This is a genomic window from Campylobacter sp. RM19073 (genome assembly GCF_024723495.1).
Taxonomy (GTDB): Bacteria; Campylobacterota; Campylobacteria; order Campylobacterales; family Campylobacteraceae; genus Campylobacter; species Campylobacter porcelli.
This window is the reverse complement of record NZ_JANQCT010000002.1, coordinates 76,191-91,461: the sequence shown is the minus strand read 5'-3', so window position 1 is coordinate 91,461 and position 15,271 is coordinate 76,191. Positions and strand designations below refer to the sequence as shown.

Sequence of the window (15,271 nt, the reverse complement as noted above, 5' to 3'; positions counted from 1 at the left end):
AGTTATTATCAAATTAACAAGAAGTTAGGCAAATTATATGTAAGTTTAATTTATACTAAAGTGACTAAGCGTGGCGAGACAATTTATTTTAAATAAAAATTAAAATATTAAAAATTATAAGATTATAAAGTATAATTGCTAATTTTAATCAAAATAGTAAGTAAAATCATTTGATTAGTTAAGATTATAAAATAGGGGGGGGATAAATATAAAGTGGCTCCGGATGCTGGATTCGAACCAGCGACCAATCGGTTAACAGCCGACTACTCTACCGCTGAGCTAATCCGGAATATTGTATAAATGAGCTGGAATTATATCTAATAATTTAATATTTGTCAATTAAATTTAGCTTAAATATAAGATATTTATTAAATTCTATAAAATTTCATTCCCGCTAAATCGCATTCTATCACTTTGCCTTGATTTATTAGGTTTTGTAAATTTATTTTTGCATTTTGCGTGAAATTATTTTCTATATCATATAGGCTTTGAGGGCGTAATTTAAGAAGCTTTTCTAGCTCATCTTGACTATAATCAAATTTAGATTTTAAGGGCATTTTAGAAGCGATATTTACCGGTGCTGCGTCTATGAAAGTAGATAGATGGTGTAGCTTTTGGCTACTTACGCCACTAGCGTTATGAGCTGGTGGGCGATCTATGGTGCTTATATCTATTCTATGGGGTGAGATCTTTTTAAAGGCTTTATTTAATGCTATAAACTCATCATCGCTATCATTATAACCAGCCACAACCAAAACTTCCATAATCAGCTCACCTTTAAATTTCATCCTAAATTCGCTCATTAGCTCTATTAGATTATCTGTATCGATCTTATCGATGCTCCTATCTATTTTGCGAAATGTCTTTGGATTAGCACTATCAAGGCTGAATTTAACAATGTCAAGCTCTAAAAGGGTGTTTGATATTTTAGGGTTTAAAACGGCACTTCCATTGCTAAGAATTAATGATTTTTGCGTAGTTTTAAGTAGATTTATTTGAGCAATTAAATTTGATAAATCGCTATATAGACTAGGCTCTCCATTAGCCGTAATAGTGATAACATCAATATCTTTAAATTCGCTAAGGGCGTCTTTTAGCTCATTTATTATCTCGCTAGTGCTTGGCTCATTTGCTATGGTGCGGACAACCTTGGCTTTAGCTAATTCGCAGTATAAGCAGTCAAAATTACAACTTTTTTGCTCTGGGCTTAAGTCAATCCCAAGTGAGCTACCAAATCTGCGGCTACTCACTGGGCCAAATATGAATTTATACTTCATTATTTTGCATATTTTGCGGATTTTTCTTGGACAGATTTGATAAAGTATTTGGCATTTTCAACTGGAATATCAGGCAAAATACCATGGCCTAGGTTAAAAATATGCCTTTTGCCACCCATAATTGATAAAATTTCATCTACGCCATCATCTATCGCATCTTTGCTATATAGTCTTGCTGGTTCCATATTGCCTTGTAGGACATATTTTTTACCTAGTGAGTTTTTGACGCTTTTAAGCGGAGTACTCCAATCCACACCCAGCACATCAAAATTACCGCTAATATCTTCTAAAAATCCGCCAATCCCTTTAGGAAAGACAATCACAGCTATATCAGGAAAATTGCTTTTTAAGTAATCTACAATCTCATTAATATAGCTAAATCCAAATTCCATATAAGCACTTTTTTCTAATGCTCCAGCCCAGCTATCAAATATCTGAACGGCATTGACCCCAGCTTTAATCTGCTCTGATAGATATAGTTTGAGTGCGTTAGTTACTTTACGCAAAATAGCGTGTAAAAATTGCGGATTATCATATACCATTTTTTTGCAGATATTATAGGTTTTGGTGCTACCGCCTTCGATCATATATGTAGCTATAGTCCATGGAGCACCGCAAAAGCCTATTAGAGCTTTATCTTGTGGTAATTTTTCTCTAGTTAGTTTAATGGTATCATATACATAGCTTAAATTTTTAATAGCTTTATCGCTACTTAATCTATCTAAATCCTCCATCGTGGCAATTGGTTTAGGAAATAGCGGCCCTTCGCCTTTTACAAATTTAAGCTCCATACCCATCTCCATAGGAACAACCAAAATATCGCTAAAAAGAATCGCCGCATCTACGCCTAAAATATCCACAGGCTGAAGTGTAACCTCACTAGCTTTTTTATAATCTTTACAAAGTGATAAAAAATCCCCCGCTTCAGACCTTACTTTCATATATTCAGGAAGGTATCTACCAGCTTGACGCATCATCCAAACTGGAGTATAAGGTGTTGGCTTACCAAAACACGCATCTATAAAAATCATAAATATCCTTTATCCTAATGTTTTGAGCTTTTATGTAAGAAATATAGACCCAAGCAAAGAGCTAAAATCGATAATGCTAAATATACCATTTCAAGCGGTGTGGTAAATTTAGCATGTAATACACGCTGAAAGAAATTTACCACTAAAACCATCACAATAACCTTACCAATCTTATCTTTGAGCTGGTCTAAACTATGAACTTCAAGCACTCTAGCCTGTCTGGAGTTTTTAATTGTATCGATTTGACTAATGAAAAGCTCATAAATTCCAAAGCTAAATATAAAAAATACAAGCGCCATCAAATATAGATCTATCGCACCGATGATAAGCCCCACGCCATCACTATGTAAATCTATACTATGATCGCCTAATACTAGGTAATTCCAAGCATAGATAAATACTTTTATAATATCATAACTAGCTACAATAAACATTACAAAAGCTCCTAGTAATCCAAATATCACAGGAAGCAAGGTAACCATTCTAGACTTCCATAAAAGCCCTTCAAATAGCCTTTCTATCTTGTTTTTTACACTATCCATTTTGCTCTTGTAGCTCTATCCATTTTTGTGCTATTCTAACCGCATTTGTAGCAGCGCCAACTCTGATTTGATCAGCTACGCACCATAGGTGAAGTATGCTCTCATCGTAATTATCACGTCTAATCCTACCCACATAAGTATCATTTGTATCACTAGCGTGGATTGGCATTGGGTATAGATTATCTTTTGGGCTATCTTGGACTACTACGCTTGGAGCGTTTTTTAGAATTTGAGTTGCTTTTTGTGCGTCAATTGCTGTTTGAAATCTGATAGTGATACTCTCGCTATGACTTCTAAGGACTGGCACACGAACGCAAGTAGCACTAACTTGTATATTTTTGTGAAGGATTTTTTGGGTTTCATTAACCATTTTCATCTCTTCTTTTGTGTAGTCATTTTCTAAAAATATATCAATATGTGGGATTACATTTAGAGCGATTTGATGCTTAAAAGCACTTGGCTCACACTCATCAAGCTTGAATTCAAAAAACTTTTGCATCTGTAAAACTAGCTCCTCCATACCCTTTTTACCAGCTCCGCTTGTAGCTTGATATGTGCTTACATCCACCCTTTGGATACCAAAGGCATCATCAAGAGGTTTTAGGATTTGAACCATTTGGATTGTGGAGCAATTTGGGTTGGCTATTATACCTTTATTATGCCACTGAGAAATATCCTCTGGATTACACTCTGGCACCACTAAAGGCACTTCTGGATCCATTCTAAAGTGGCTAGTATTATCGATAACTACAGCCCCGCTAGCCGCAGCCAGCGGTGCAAAATGAGCAGATATACTTCCACCAGCACTAAAGAATGCTATATCTATCTCATGCTCTTCAAATACAGTATCAGTAAGCTCGACAATAGGATAGCTCTTGCTTTTAAATTCAATCTCTTTCCCAACGCTTCTAGCACTTGCAAGTGGCAATATATCGCCAACTGGAAAATTCATCTCTTCTAAAACACGAAAAATCTCTTCGCCTACAGCCCCAGTAGCTCCGACTACTGCTATACTATACTTTCTCATACTACGCCTTAGATTTAAATTTAACTCGCAATTTTATCTAAATTTAACTTAATATAAGGCAAATTTAGATAGCAAGGTTATTTTTTAGCATAGATGAATAGATCTTCTTTGCTAATGTTTTTTTCTTCGCTTAATATCGCAGCACGCTCGACAATGCTAATAAGCTCTCTTATGTTTCCAGGATAATTGTAATCTAAAAGCTCTTTAATGGCCTCTTTGCTAAACTCTTTTTGGCCTAGTTCATACTCAGCACAAACTCTTTTTAAAGTCGCAGCGGCTATCCCTTCGATCTCATCTTTACGCTCTCTAAGCGGTGGAATTTTAAGCGGAATGGTATTTAATCTATAAAATAGATCTTCTCTAAACTCTCCATTAGCTACCTTTTGCTCTAAATTTGCATTTGTAGCACTAATTATCCTTACATCTATTTTGATAGGCTTACTAGCTCCTACGCGGACTATTTCACGCTCTTGAATAGCTCGTAGTAGCTTTGGTTGTAAATTTAGTGGCATTTCGCCTATTTCATCTAAAAATAGCGTTCCGCCACTAGCAAGTTCAAAAAGCCCCTTTTTAGTCGTTGTAGCATCAGTGAAGGCACCCTTTTCATACCCATATAGCTCACTTTCTAGCAGATTTTCAGGAATGGCTGCCATATTTATAGCCATTAGTGGATTATCTTTTCGTTTTGAATTTTCATGGATATATCTGCTAAATAGCTCCTTACCAACTCCACTCTCTCCCATTATCATTACGCTTACATCTGTTTGAGCTGCCTTTTTGGCGATATTTAAGGTTTTATCTAAATTTGCAGACGCTGATAAGAAATTGCTATTTTTAATCTGTGTTGTGATATTTGGCTTTTTGGTTTTTTGAGTGATTAAAGTTGTTCTTTTAATAGCTGTAGCTAAAGTGTCAATATCAAATGGCTTGGTTAAAAAGTCCTTTACTCCAAGTCTAACGCTCTCAATAGCTCTATTTAAGGTAGCATTTCCAGTCATAATTATAACATCATATTTTCCATTTAACTCTTTGATAAACTCTAGCCCATCCATGCCAGGCATATTTATATCAGTTACGATTATATCAGTATCACTACTTAACTTTTTAAGGGCTTCTGTGGCACTTTTGTATGATTTTACGCTAAATTCTTCATAATCTCCAAGAGCTATTTCAAGAGATTTTCGCATATTTATATCATCTTCTACAATTACAACATTCATGATTTACCTTATGATTTTGCTTATTGTAGCACTACCTGGCTTAAATTCCACTATAAAGCGAAGTGGAATGATGGTTAATTCTGTGGTGTAATTAGCAGAATTTAAATTAGTTATTGAATTTTCTAAGATTTTAACTTGCTCTTTGATAAAGCACTCAAATAGCTCATCTTTATGTAAATTTAAATACTCTAATGAGCTTAAATTTGATGGTTTATCAGATTTAATGGTGCAGATAATTTGCTTACTATCATAGCCCTTTACCATAGAGCTTGAGATAGCGATATTATCACTACTAATAACCCCATTGGAGACGATGAGCTTAGCCCAAAAGATAAACTCATCACTTCCAAATAGAGTATTTAGAGTAATTATTAATAAGCAAAGAGCTCTTGCCACTTTTCTTGATCTATTTTTAGCTCCATTTCAACCCTGTATAGACCATCTTTAAAATCTTGGTTGATTACTGAAGCATTTTTAATTAGTCCTAATACTCTAGCTTCGATCACAGAGCTTTGTAGCATTGCGTCTTTTACGGTCTCTTTAGCGTTGATTTTAACGCCATATAGTTTGCCAGCAAGCTGTCTATAACCATCTGTTATAGCTGAACGCTTAGCTAGAGCTCTAGCTTGAGCTGGGCTAACTGTATCCATAGGCGGAATTCCTTCTCCTACAGCCGTAAATACAGCTTCACTATCTAAATCCATAGTAGGAAGCATCTTGTCGTTTTTGATAATATCTCTAATATCATCTTTATCCACTTTTTGCACTACTACCTCTGTTGGCTGCTGATTTAAGCTAGAGATAGTATTTGCACAACCACTAAGCACCAATCCTACAATTAATACTGATAAAACTCTTTTCATACCTTACAACCTTTTAAATTGAATTCTAAATTGATTAAAGCAAATCTCATTCCACTTCTGTGATTTTAGCCATCTGTTCGGCTATAAAATCATCATCAATGATGTCAAAATCCTCATCATCGCTATCTTCTTTTGGGCATCTTGCTATGCTTACTACATCATCGCCATCTACATTTACAACGATTACGCCACTTGTATTGCGACCTGCTTTCCTAATGCTTTGCATATCTACTCTAATCATCTTGCCACTACTTGTTAGAGCCATCAAATCCATACTCTCATCTACCATTACTACGCCGACTAGATCTTTGGTTTTTGATGTTAGCTTCATACAGATTACGCCTTTACCGCCACGGCTTTGGAGTCTATATTCATCTGCGGTAGTGCGTTTGCCTATACCTTTTTGACTTACGCTTAGTATCTCTTGAGTATCATTTTCTATCACTACAGCACCTACGACTTCATCGCCTTTTTCTTTAAATCTAATGGCAGTTACACCACGAGCTACGCGACCAATTTGCCTTACCTTGCTTAATGGGAATTTGATACACATACCTTTTTTAGTAACTACAAATAGCATTTTTTCATCATTTGACTCAGGCAGCTCATCAATACTATCTAAGATATGCTCTATCTCGCTCTCTTTAAGCTCAGATATGGCTTCTATATCGCTATCAACTACCTCTTCTAAGGCGTAATATCCGCTCTCTTCAACCTCATTTTCTACTACAATATCTGGATTGTTATTTAAATTTGAGCTTTCATAATCTTGGCTTGTAGCGATCACAGCAGTTACTAACTCATCATTTTCATCTAAATTTATAGCCTTTACACCAATACTTCGTATATTTTGGTATTCGCTTAAATTTGTCCTTTTTACTAATCCATTTTTGGTGAAAAATGCTAAAGATTTGGTTTGTGAAAAATCCGTAGTCGGGATAATAGCTTTTATCTTCTCATCTGGTTGGAGATTGATTAGATTGACTACTGCTTTTCCTTTGGCGGTGCGACTTCCTTCTGGGATTTTATAGACTTTTAGCCAGTATAATTGACCGCGGTCAGTTACAAACATCAGCGTATCATGACTCATACAAGTAAAGAAACTCTCTATAAAGTCATCATCATATGTAGTTACTGCTACTTTGCCCTTGCCACCACGCTTTTGCTTTTCATAATTTTTGCTTGGGACGCGTTTGATATAGCCTCTATGTGTGATTGTAACTACCATATTTTCATTTGGTATAAGATCTTCAATATCGATATCATCGTAATCATCGACTATCTCAGTAATTCTAGGGCATTTAAATTTAGACTTAATCTCTAAAAGTTCATCTCTAATGATATTTTCTATTAGTTCTTCGCTTTTTAAGATCGCATCTAATCTCTCTATAAGCTCTAAAATTTCTTTTAATTCAGCTTCTAGCTTTTCACGCTCTAAGCCTGTAAGCTTGCTTAATCTCATATCCAAGATTGCATTGCTTTGTAACTCACTTAAGCCAAATTTGCTCATCAAGCCATCTCTAGCACTATTTGTATCGGCACTTGTTTTGATTAAAGCGATTACATCATCTATATTATCTAAAGCTATTTTCAGCCCTTCTAAGATGTGAGCCCTAGCTCTTGCTTTTTGCAAATCAAAGATAGTTCTTCTGATAATTACCGTTTTTCTATGATTTAAGAATAATTTTAATAGCTCAATTAGCGAAAATATCTTTGGTTCTTTATTATTAATCGCTAGCATAATCACCCCAAATGTAACCTCCATTTGGGTAGATTTAAATAGATTATTTAATACAATATCGCTCATCGCATCACGCTTAAGCTCGATAACAAGGCGAATTCCATCTCTATCACTCTCATCACGGACTTCGCTGATGCCTTCTATTTGCTTATCTTTGACTAAATCAGCTATATCAGAGTGGAGTTTGCTTTTATTTACTTGATATGGCAATTCATCTACGACTATTACATCTTTATTTGGCTTTTTTTCTATATGTGTTTTAGCTCTTAATTTTATCCTACCCCTACCGGTGCGGTAAGCCTCCATTATCCCTTTTTTACCAAAGATTATGCCGCCAGTTGGAAAGTCTGGCCCTTTGATATGCGCCATTACATCTTCTAATGTAGCACTTTTATCATCTAATAAAACCAAAAGACCATCTACTAGCTCATCTAGACTATGTGGCGGAATATTTGTCGCCATACCCACTGCTATACCGCTTGAGCCATTTAGTAGTAAATTTGGCACTCTAGCTGGCAATACATCTGGCTCTACCATGCTATCATCGTAGTTTGGGATAAAATCAACCGTATCTTTATCTAGATCTTTTAGTAGCTCTTCAGCTAAGATTGTCATTCTAGCCTCAGTATAACGCATCGCAGCAGCATTATCACCATCTACTGAGCCGAAGTTTCCTTGTCCATCTACTGCTGGAACTCTCATAGAGAAGCTCTGAGCCATTCTAACAAGTGCGTCATACACAGCTGTATCGCCGTGTGGGTGGTATTTACCGATTACATCACCTACTATACGGGCTGACTTTTTATATGGGCTGCGACTTCCTACGCCTAAATCATTCATAGCATATAAAATTCTTCTATGGACTGGCTTTAATCCATCTCTAGCATCTGGTAATGCACGACCTATGATAACGCTCATAGAGTAGTCTAGGTAACTAGCCTTTATGGAGTCTTCTACATCTATAGCCGTAACATCTTGATTTGAGTTAAAAATATTATCTTCCATTGTTTTCCTTAGAAAGTCTGGGTATTATTTTAGCTTAAATTTAATAAATATTAGCTAAAAAGGAGATATTTACTCAATTTATCTATATTTTAAAATCCTTCAAGCAAGATTAAATATAACGATTTTATAGTGTTATCATCTAAGTGGGCCGTAGATCCTGTAGATAGGAATTTCATAATATCATCTTTGTTTAATATGTATTTATTAATGCATATTGGGTGAGCGGCTAAAAATGCCCTACCAAGGCTAATCTCATCGCTTAAAGGATTATCGCAGATAAAGCAGTAGTTATCTAGATGCAACCGACCTTCGAATTTCAAAATCTTAGCATATGCCTCAAGTATCACTCTAATAGGGTTTTGGCGATGAAATTTCTTCGCACAACTCTCAACTAATTCAAAATAAAACTCATCGCTATCTTCCACATCACGCAGATGATCGGCTAAAAGCCTCATAAAATTTTGCCAAATCAAGAGCTTTTCTCTATCGATTAACCAGCTAAATCCCAAATGCATAGTCGAGCGAAGGTGCGGTAAGAATGCCTTACTCTCAATTAGCTCAAAATCAAGCTTGAAGCCTTGAGTGATAATAGAGTGTCTAGCCCCATAAAATCTATAGCATTTTATCTGTTTGTGTGATGATAAAATCGTAACTAGACAATCCTCATCTTTGACTTTTTGAACCTTTAAGATATAGCCTTGCATGGATCAAAAAACTGCTCAATTTGCTCTTTCATCATATCTATTGATTGAATTTGATTTACACTAGATCTAAACTCACTAGCGCCACTAATCCCTTTGGAGTATTCGTGTAAATGCTTACGAAATATGCTAATAGCGTGTTTGCCGTAAGTTTTTACCATTAATTCAAAATGCTCTTTTACTATCTCTTTTTTCTCATATGGGCTTATGCTTTGATTATTTTTTATCTCTTGAAATATCCAAGGTGAGCCGATACTAGCACGACCGATCATCAAGCCATCGCAATTAGTTATCTTTAAAACCTCTTTATAATTATTTATATTAATATCGCCATTAGCAATAACTGGGATATTAGTAGATGATTTAACCATTGCTATGGCCTCATAATCAACCAAAGCACTATATCCACCAGCCCTTGTGCGACCATGAACGCAGATGAAATCAGCCCCAGCATTAGCTAGATCTTGTGCTATCTCATGAGCCATTTTGGTATTAAATCCTAGGCGAATTTTAACTGAAGTGTAGCGTTTATTTGATCTATTTTTGATCGTTTCTACAAGGGTGCAAAGCAGTTTTGAGTCATTTAAAAGAGCTGAGCCGGCATTTTGCTTGACTACTTTTGGCACAGGACATCCGCAGTTTAAATCTATCCCATCTATCCCATCAAATTCATTTAAAATATCCACAGCCTTCGCGATTATATCCTTTTGGCTTCCAGCAATTTGGATAATATATGGGGATTCTAGTGGGGATTTTTCGATCATTGATAGGGTCTTATCATGCTCATATACAAGGGCATTAGAGCTAATCATCTCACTAACAGTACAATCACACCCAAATCTCTTAGCTAGAGTGCGAAGTGGCAGATCAGAAAATCCAGCTAATGGAGCTAAAAATAGCGGTTTAGAGCTAAAATCTATCATTAATAAAATAGATCCGCTCTAGTGATTTTGCCGTGATCTCTTAAAAATATTAAGGTTTCTATGCGTTCAAATTTGCTATTTTCACTTGCTATAATCTCTCTTAATTGATCTATCATTCCAAAGTCATAAAGTAGATATAAATACGCTTCAAGCGCAGATGGCTCTTCATTTCTTAAGCGATCAAACATTGATATTAAAAGATCAGGCTCAATTTTGCTTTTTAAAATTTTAGCAATTTGAATATACTCATCTGAGGTAAATTTAACCTTGCTAATAGTAGCAAAAATATCATTTGTACTAATCTCAAAATTATCCTTAACATATCTATTTATTAATATAAAAATATCGCTATTTGTGTAGGTTGGATTAAATTTAGATAGCTCTAAAAATGTGCCATTTTCAATCAAAGCATTAGAAGCTGCTGATATGAGCTCATCATTTGTCTCTTTACTAGAAAGCACACTAATAGCGTATTTATAATCAGCTTTGATCTTATTTTTCTCATTTTGGATATAAAGCGGATTTGTCTTTAAAAGCTTAAATTTCTTTAATTCACAAACCTTGCCACTTTTAACATCGCAATAAAGCTCATAAGCAAGTCTTAAATCATCATTTTGTAAATTTGGCTTACCTAAATTTAGCCATGGAGATAGCGATTTTGTAACTTCGCTAGAGGCGTTGAAAATATCTGTTTTAAAATCCTTATTTGACTCTAAACCAAGATAAATCTCTTTTGCTAAAGTGTTATAAATTTGTGCGTCATTTCTCATTGCTCTACCATCTAAATAGATCTTAAATCCATAATAACTCATATGGAAAAGAGCTAAAATAGCAAATAGCACTAAAGGCAAAATCACCCAAGTTGCAATAGGAATATCAAGATTGTATCCAAACAAATTTACGGCGTAATTTTGATTAACAAATGAAAAAACAGCTAGCCAAATCAGTCCAATATAGATAATCGAATATAGAAAAAATCGCCTAGTTTTCATATTATAGCTCCTATTTTATTATCGTTTTTTCAGCAATTTCACGACATGTGATACAATATCTAGCATGTGGTTTGACCTTTAGACGCTCAATATCAATATCATCTTCACACATATCGCAAATTCCATAAACGCCAGATTCTATTTTGTTTAAAGATTGCTCTATCTCGTTTAACTCTTGTTGTTGCTTGATTGATATAGAGTGCTCTAGCTCCTCATCAGCACTAATACTAGCAAAATCAAACTCATCAGTAGCACCGCTTTGTCTAAGCCCATCAATCTCATTTGCTGCATCATTGATGTTTTTTTGAATTTGCTCTTTTCTTGCTAAAAGCAGCTCTTTAAAATAATTTAACTCGCTTTGTTTCATATAACTCCTTTATTTATGATAAGGGTGGTTGAAATTTATACACAGAGCACGAAAAATCTGCTCATATAAAACAAGCTTAGCAATCTTATGGGCTAAAGTTAGCCTAGAGAGACTTACAAGCTTATCCATTTTATCCCTTAAATTATCGCCCAGACCATAAGCCCCACCGATAAAAAATGAAATTTGAGTTTTGTCTTTTAAGAGTTTGGCAAACTCAAAACTATCAAGCATATCCCCACGCTCATCTAACCCAACGCAATAGCCATTTAAATGTGGAGTATAAGCATCTTCATAGGCTTTATATGACGCCATTTGACCTTGAGTTTGAGCTTTGGCAATTTGAGAATTAAATTTATTAATCTCTTTGATATTAGCCCATTTGCTACTCATTTTTATATAATCTTTTAATGAATTATCATCATCAAGTTTTTGCAGGCAATGGACTAAAATTTGCACTAAATAGCCTCATTAATCGGATTATAAAAGCTATCATTTTTCATAAAAAATCTTATCATATCGCTAAGATATTTTTTAAGCTCATCTCTAGGGACAATAGCATCAATTAACCCATGCTCAAGTAGGAATTCCGCCCTTTGAAAGCCCTCTGGCAAACTAGCTTTAATGGTTTGTTCTATCACCCTTTGACCAGCAAAGCCAATGAGCGCCTTTGGCTCAGCAATTATCAAATCTCCAAGCCAAGCAAAAGAGGCCGAAACTCCACCCATCGTAGGATCTGTAAGCACTGAAATATATGGCAGTCTATTATCGCTTAAGAGCTTTAAGGCCGCACTAGTTTTACTCATTTGCATAAGACTAAATGTGCTCTCTTGCATTCTAGCTCCACCACTAGCACTTACTATGATTAGCGGATTTCTTTTTTCTATGGCTCTGCGAACTGCACGAGTAATCTTCTCCCCTTCAACAGAGCTTAAGCTCCCACCCATAAAGCTAAAGTCAAACACCACAAGTTGAATTTTTTGTCCATCAATGGTAGCTTCTCCTGATATGACTGAGCTTGTTTTGCCGTTTTTGCTTTGGCTCTCTTCAATTCTCTTTTTATAAGATTTTTTATCTACGAAATTTAGTGGATCAATAGGCTTTAAATCTGCATCAAATTCAATAAAACTTCCAACATCGCTTATTAATTCTACTCTTTTTTGAGCGCTAAGTCTCATATGATACCCACATTTTGGGCATACATTATAGCAAGCTTCAACCTCTTTAAAATACATCAAAGAGCTACAGCTATTACACTTTACCCAGTGGCTTGGTGCCTCGCTTGGGTGGGATTGCTTTTTACGCATTTTTGAAAAAAAATCACCTAGCATTTTTTTCCTTTGATAAAAAATTGGGCGATTATATCAAATTTTTCTTTAAATTTATATTTTTCTTAATCATTGTATATTATTTTATCCGCATTTAATTATAGTTAAATTTACAAAGATACAATTTCGCAATTCATAAAAATTATTAAGGAGATTTAGTATGATAGTTACTAATAAAGCACCACAATTAAGTGGTACAGCAGTTCTAGGCAATGGTCAAATTGAAGAGAATTTCGACCTATATAAAAACATTGGACCAAAAGGTGCGGTTGTATTTTTCTATCCAAAAGATTTTACATTTGTTTGCCCAAGCGAAATTATAGCTTTTGATCACAGATATAGAGAATTCAAAGAAAGAGGCATTGAAGTAATCGGCGTTAGCACTGATAATGAATATTGCCACTTTGCTTGGAGAGAGACTGATGTAAAACAAGGCGGTATCGGTAGAGTGCAATTCCCTCTAGTAGCTGACCTTAAAAAAGAGTGGGCAAGAGGATTTGATGTATTATTTGATGAAGCAGTTGCTCTAAGAGGTAGCTTCTTATTAGATAAAGATGGTACAGTTCGCCACGCTGTTATAAATGACCTTCCACTTGGTAGAAATATCGATGAAATGGTAAGAATGGTAGATACAATGCTATTTACAAATGAGCACGGCGAAGTTTGCCCAGCTGGCTGGAATAAAGGCGATAAAGGTATGAAACCTACAACCGAAGGTGTAGCTAGCTATCTATCAACTGATGGTGATAAACTATAATTTATCTAAAGCTCCATTTGGAGCTTTAAAACTTCTTTAAATTTAAATATTTATTCCGATATTAGTAAATTAATATAGGAGTAATAGATGCAAATCAATCCAATAGGTATAACTTCGCAAGATTTTAGCAATACAAAAAAGATTTCAATTAATAAAAAAGATGGTAATATGGATACTCAAGAAAGTAAAGGTCCAACTGCTATGATTCAAGAGACTATAGAGCTTTTAGAGGAGCAACTAGAGAGATTAAAAAAGCAATTATCTAAGGTTGAAGGAAAAATAAAAGCTCTATCTAGTATTCCAAATGAGTATGCTAAAAATATGCTAATGAGTTTAACAGAGCAAGCTACTGATTTGATAACCAAAATCACAACTATAAGTGCTAGGATTTTAGAGTTACAAAAAGCGCTTGCTTAGGGTAGTTTATCCGTGTGTTCTTTGGAATTCTTTCATAAACTCACATAGGGTTTGGACGCTTTGTATGGTTAGGGCATTATATATAGAAGCCCTTAGACCACCTAAGATTCTATGACCTTTTAGGCCTATCATCGCATTTTCTTCAGCTAATTTGACAAATTTCATATCTAGCTCAGCGCTAGGCGTAGCAAAGCTAACATTCATTATACTTCTTGAGCCTGGTTTAGCAAATGCGGTGTAAAAATCAGAGCTATCGATCAAATCATACAATATGGCGGCTTTTTTCTGATTTATGCTATTTATAGTATCCAATCCACCTTGATCTTTTATCCAATCCAAAACCAAATCAAACATATAAATCCCAAATGTCGGCGGGGTATTTGATAGCGAATTTGCCTCGATTTGTGTAGTATAGCGAAGTGGTGTTGGGACGCTATCTTTGACACGATTAGCTAACTCTTTTTTGATAATTACTATTGTAATTCCAGCTGGGCCAGCATTCTTTTGCGCTCCACCATAAAATAGCCCAATATTATGTGCTTTAAAATCAATATTGCGACTTAAAAGATCAGAGCTACTATCGACCACCAAAGGGCATTTAGGGCTTGGTAGTGTGGCGTATTGAGTGCCATAAATTGTATTATTTGAGCAGATATAGCCATAATCAGCATCATCGCTAAAATTAAAATTTGGAATGTGGTCAAATCTGCTATCTTCGCTACTTGCTACGACCTTATAATTGATATTTTGGATTTTTGCTTCTTTTATTGCTTTTTGCGTCCAAACGCCTGTATTTACATACTCAGCCACGCCGCCAGTGTATAAATTCATAGGAATTTGAGCAAACTGCAAAGTTGCCCCACCTTGTAAAAATAGCACCGCATAATCATCGCCAATATTGTAAAATTCTTTTACCTTAGCAATTGCATTATTGTGCAACTCTTCAAAAACCTTGCCTCTATGGCTTACTTCCATAATGCTATATCCAAAGCCGTGATAATCGGTAAATTCAGCCTTAGCTCGTTCTAATACAGGTAGTGGAATCGCACTTGGTCCAGCACTGAAATTTAAAACTCTACTCAT

At 35.2% G+C, this 15,271-nt stretch carries 17 protein-coding genes and 1 tRNA gene; 2 read left to right on the top strand and 16 right to left on the bottom strand.

Going from position 1 to position 15,271, the window contains the following annotated elements; genetic code table 11:
- Positions 1–214: 214 nt before the first annotated feature.
- The 15 genes from CSUIS19073_RS01780 to accD all read right to left on the bottom strand — a co-directional run bounded on the left by CSUIS19073_RS01780 (position 215) and on the right by accD (position 13,017).
- A tRNA-Asn gene (locus CSUIS19073_RS01780) sits at positions 215–289 on the bottom strand.
- A gap of 79 nt (positions 290–368) precedes the next feature.
- Positions 369–1,277 (bottom strand): radical SAM protein, encoded by a 909-nt coding sequence (locus CSUIS19073_RS01775; RefSeq protein ID WP_086237063.1) that lies wholly within the window; start codon positions 1,275–1,277, stop codon positions 369–371.
- Entirely contained in the window at positions 1,277–2,308 is a 1,032-nt protein-coding gene (gene hemE / locus CSUIS19073_RS01770; RefSeq protein ID WP_086237062.1) for a uroporphyrinogen decarboxylase, read from the bottom strand. The genes CSUIS19073_RS01775 and hemE overlap by 1 nt, the downstream gene beginning before the upstream one ends.
- 14 nt (positions 2,309–2,322) lie before the next feature.
- Positions 2,323–2,850: a YqhA family protein gene (locus CSUIS19073_RS01765; RefSeq protein ID WP_086242342.1), complete on the bottom strand. Its 528-nt coding sequence runs from the start codon at positions 2,848–2,850 to the stop codon at positions 2,323–2,325.
- Entirely contained in the window at positions 2,843–3,877 is a 1,035-nt protein-coding gene (locus CSUIS19073_RS01760) for an aspartate-semialdehyde dehydrogenase (protein ID WP_086242343.1), read from the bottom strand. Before CSUIS19073_RS01760 ends, CSUIS19073_RS01765 begins: the two co-directional genes overlap by 8 nt.
- Before the next feature lie 77 nt (positions 3,878–3,954).
- Positions 3,955–5,097, bottom strand: coding sequence for a sigma-54-dependent transcriptional regulator (locus tag CSUIS19073_RS01755; RefSeq protein ID WP_086242344.1), 1,143 nt, complete (start codon positions 5,095–5,097; stop codon positions 3,955–3,957).
- 3 nt (positions 5,098–5,100) lie between these two features.
- Positions 5,101–5,493 carry a hypothetical protein gene (locus CSUIS19073_RS01750; RefSeq protein WP_086237058.1) on the bottom strand — a complete coding sequence of 131 codons (393 nt, stop codon included), beginning with the start codon at positions 5,491–5,493 and terminating at the stop codon, positions 5,101–5,103.
- Positions 5,469–5,960 (bottom strand): LPP20 family lipoprotein, encoded by a 492-nt coding sequence (locus CSUIS19073_RS01745; RefSeq protein ID WP_086237057.1) that lies wholly within the window; start codon positions 5,958–5,960, stop codon positions 5,469–5,471. Before CSUIS19073_RS01745 ends, CSUIS19073_RS01750 begins: the two co-directional genes overlap by 25 nt.
- Before the next feature lie 46 nt (positions 5,961–6,006).
- Positions 6,007–8,706: a DNA gyrase subunit A gene (gene gyrA, locus CSUIS19073_RS01740; RefSeq protein ID WP_086237056.1), complete on the bottom strand. Its 2,700-nt coding sequence runs from the start codon at positions 8,704–8,706 to the stop codon at positions 6,007–6,009.
- Positions 8,707–8,795: 89 nt separating this feature from the next.
- Positions 8,796–9,410, bottom strand: a complete 615-nt coding sequence (gene recO / locus CSUIS19073_RS01735; RefSeq protein WP_086237055.1) for a recombination protein RecO — start codon at positions 9,408–9,410, stop codon at positions 8,796–8,798.
- Entirely contained in the window at positions 9,392–10,330 is a 939-nt protein-coding gene (locus CSUIS19073_RS01730) for a tRNA dihydrouridine synthase (RefSeq protein ID WP_086242345.1), read from the bottom strand. The genes recO and CSUIS19073_RS01730 overlap by 19 nt, the downstream gene beginning before the upstream one ends.
- Positions 10,330–11,322 (bottom strand): hypothetical protein, encoded by a 993-nt coding sequence (locus tag CSUIS19073_RS01725; protein WP_086237053.1) that lies wholly within the window; start codon positions 11,320–11,322, stop codon positions 10,330–10,332. The genes CSUIS19073_RS01730 and CSUIS19073_RS01725 overlap by 1 nt, the downstream gene beginning before the upstream one ends.
- Before the next feature lie 10 nt (positions 11,323–11,332).
- Positions 11,333–11,689 (bottom strand): RNA polymerase-binding protein DksA, encoded by a 357-nt coding sequence (gene dksA, locus CSUIS19073_RS01720; protein ID WP_086237052.1) that lies wholly within the window; start codon positions 11,687–11,689, stop codon positions 11,333–11,335.
- Positions 11,690–11,698: 9 nt separating this feature from the next.
- On the bottom strand, positions 11,699–12,145 hold the full coding sequence (locus CSUIS19073_RS01715) for a 23S rRNA (pseudouridine(1915)-N(3))-methyltransferase RlmH (protein WP_086237051.1): 447 nt from the start codon (positions 12,143–12,145) through the stop codon (positions 11,699–11,701).
- On the bottom strand, positions 12,145–13,017 hold the full coding sequence (accD, locus tag CSUIS19073_RS01710) for an acetyl-CoA carboxylase, carboxyltransferase subunit beta (RefSeq protein WP_086237050.1): 873 nt from the start codon (positions 13,015–13,017) through the stop codon (positions 12,145–12,147). Before accD ends, CSUIS19073_RS01715 begins: the two co-directional genes overlap by 1 nt.
- A 157-nt stretch (positions 13,018–13,174) precedes the next feature.
- Here accD and CSUIS19073_RS01705 point away from each other — a divergent pair, with 157 nt between their 5' ends.
- Positions 13,175–13,771 (top strand): peroxiredoxin, encoded by a 597-nt coding sequence (locus tag CSUIS19073_RS01705; protein ID WP_086237049.1) that lies wholly within the window; start codon positions 13,175–13,177, stop codon positions 13,769–13,771.
- Between the two features lie 87 nt (positions 13,772–13,858).
- Positions 13,859–14,188 carry a hypothetical protein gene (locus tag CSUIS19073_RS01700; protein ID WP_086237048.1) on the top strand — a complete coding sequence of 110 codons (330 nt, stop codon included), beginning with the start codon at positions 13,859–13,861 and terminating at the stop codon, positions 14,186–14,188.
- A 6-nt stretch (positions 14,189–14,194) separates the two neighbouring features.
- On the opposite strand, the gene serC is transcribed toward CSUIS19073_RS01700, so the two are convergent.
- Positions 14,195–15,271 (bottom strand): 3-phosphoserine/phosphohydroxythreonine transaminase, encoded by a 1,077-nt coding sequence (serC, locus tag CSUIS19073_RS01695; protein WP_086237047.1) that lies wholly within the window; start codon positions 15,269–15,271, stop codon positions 14,195–14,197.

Bases quoted from the DNA above. Each gene is read 5' to 3' on its own strand.
- serC (WP_086237047.1), bottom strand. From the start codon at position 15,271: ATGAGTAGAGTTTTAAATTTCAGTGCTGGACCAAGTGCGATTCCACTA.
- recO (WP_086237055.1), bottom strand. From the start codon at position 9,410: ATGCAAGGCTATATCTTAAAGGTTCAAAAAGTCAAAGATGAGGATTGT.
- CSUIS19073_RS01745 (WP_086237057.1), bottom strand. From the start codon at position 5,960: ATGAAAAGAGTTTTATCAGTATTAATTGTAGGATTGGTGCTTAGTGGT.
- gyrA (WP_086237056.1), bottom strand. From the start codon at position 8,706: ATGGAAGATAATATTTTTAACTCAAATCAAGATGTTACGGCTATAGAT.
- dksA (WP_086237052.1), bottom strand. From the start codon at position 11,689: ATGAAACAAAGCGAGTTAAATTATTTTAAAGAGCTGCTTTTAGCAAGA.
- CSUIS19073_RS01725 (WP_086237053.1), bottom strand. From the start codon at position 11,322: ATGAAAACTAGGCGATTTTTTCTATATTCGATTATCTATATTGGACTG.
- CSUIS19073_RS01765 (WP_086242342.1), bottom strand. From the start codon at position 2,850: ATGGATAGTGTAAAAAACAAGATAGAAAGGCTATTTGAAGGGCTTTTA.
- hemE (WP_086237062.1), bottom strand. From the start codon at position 2,308: ATGATTTTTATAGATGCGTGTTTTGGTAAGCCAACACCTTATACTCCA.
- accD (WP_086237050.1), bottom strand. From the start codon at position 13,017: ATGCTAGGTGATTTTTTTTCAAAAATGCGTAAAAAGCAATCCCACCCA.
- CSUIS19073_RS01760 (WP_086242343.1), bottom strand. From the start codon at position 3,877: ATGAGAAAGTATAGTATAGCAGTAGTCGGAGCTACTGGGGCTGTAGGC.
- CSUIS19073_RS01755 (WP_086242344.1), bottom strand. From the start codon at position 5,097: ATGAATGTTGTAATTGTAGAAGATGATATAAATATGCGAAAATCTCTT.
- CSUIS19073_RS01730 (WP_086242345.1), bottom strand. From the start codon at position 10,330: ATGATAGATTTTAGCTCTAAACCGCTATTTTTAGCTCCATTAGCTGGA.
- CSUIS19073_RS01700 (WP_086237048.1), top strand. From the start codon at position 13,859: ATGCAAATCAATCCAATAGGTATAACTTCGCAAGATTTTAGCAATACA.
- CSUIS19073_RS01705 (WP_086237049.1), top strand. From the start codon at position 13,175: ATGATAGTTACTAATAAAGCACCACAATTAAGTGGTACAGCAGTTCTA.
- CSUIS19073_RS01775 (WP_086237063.1), bottom strand. From the start codon at position 1,277: ATGAAGTATAAATTCATATTTGGCCCAGTGAGTAGCCGCAGATTTGGT.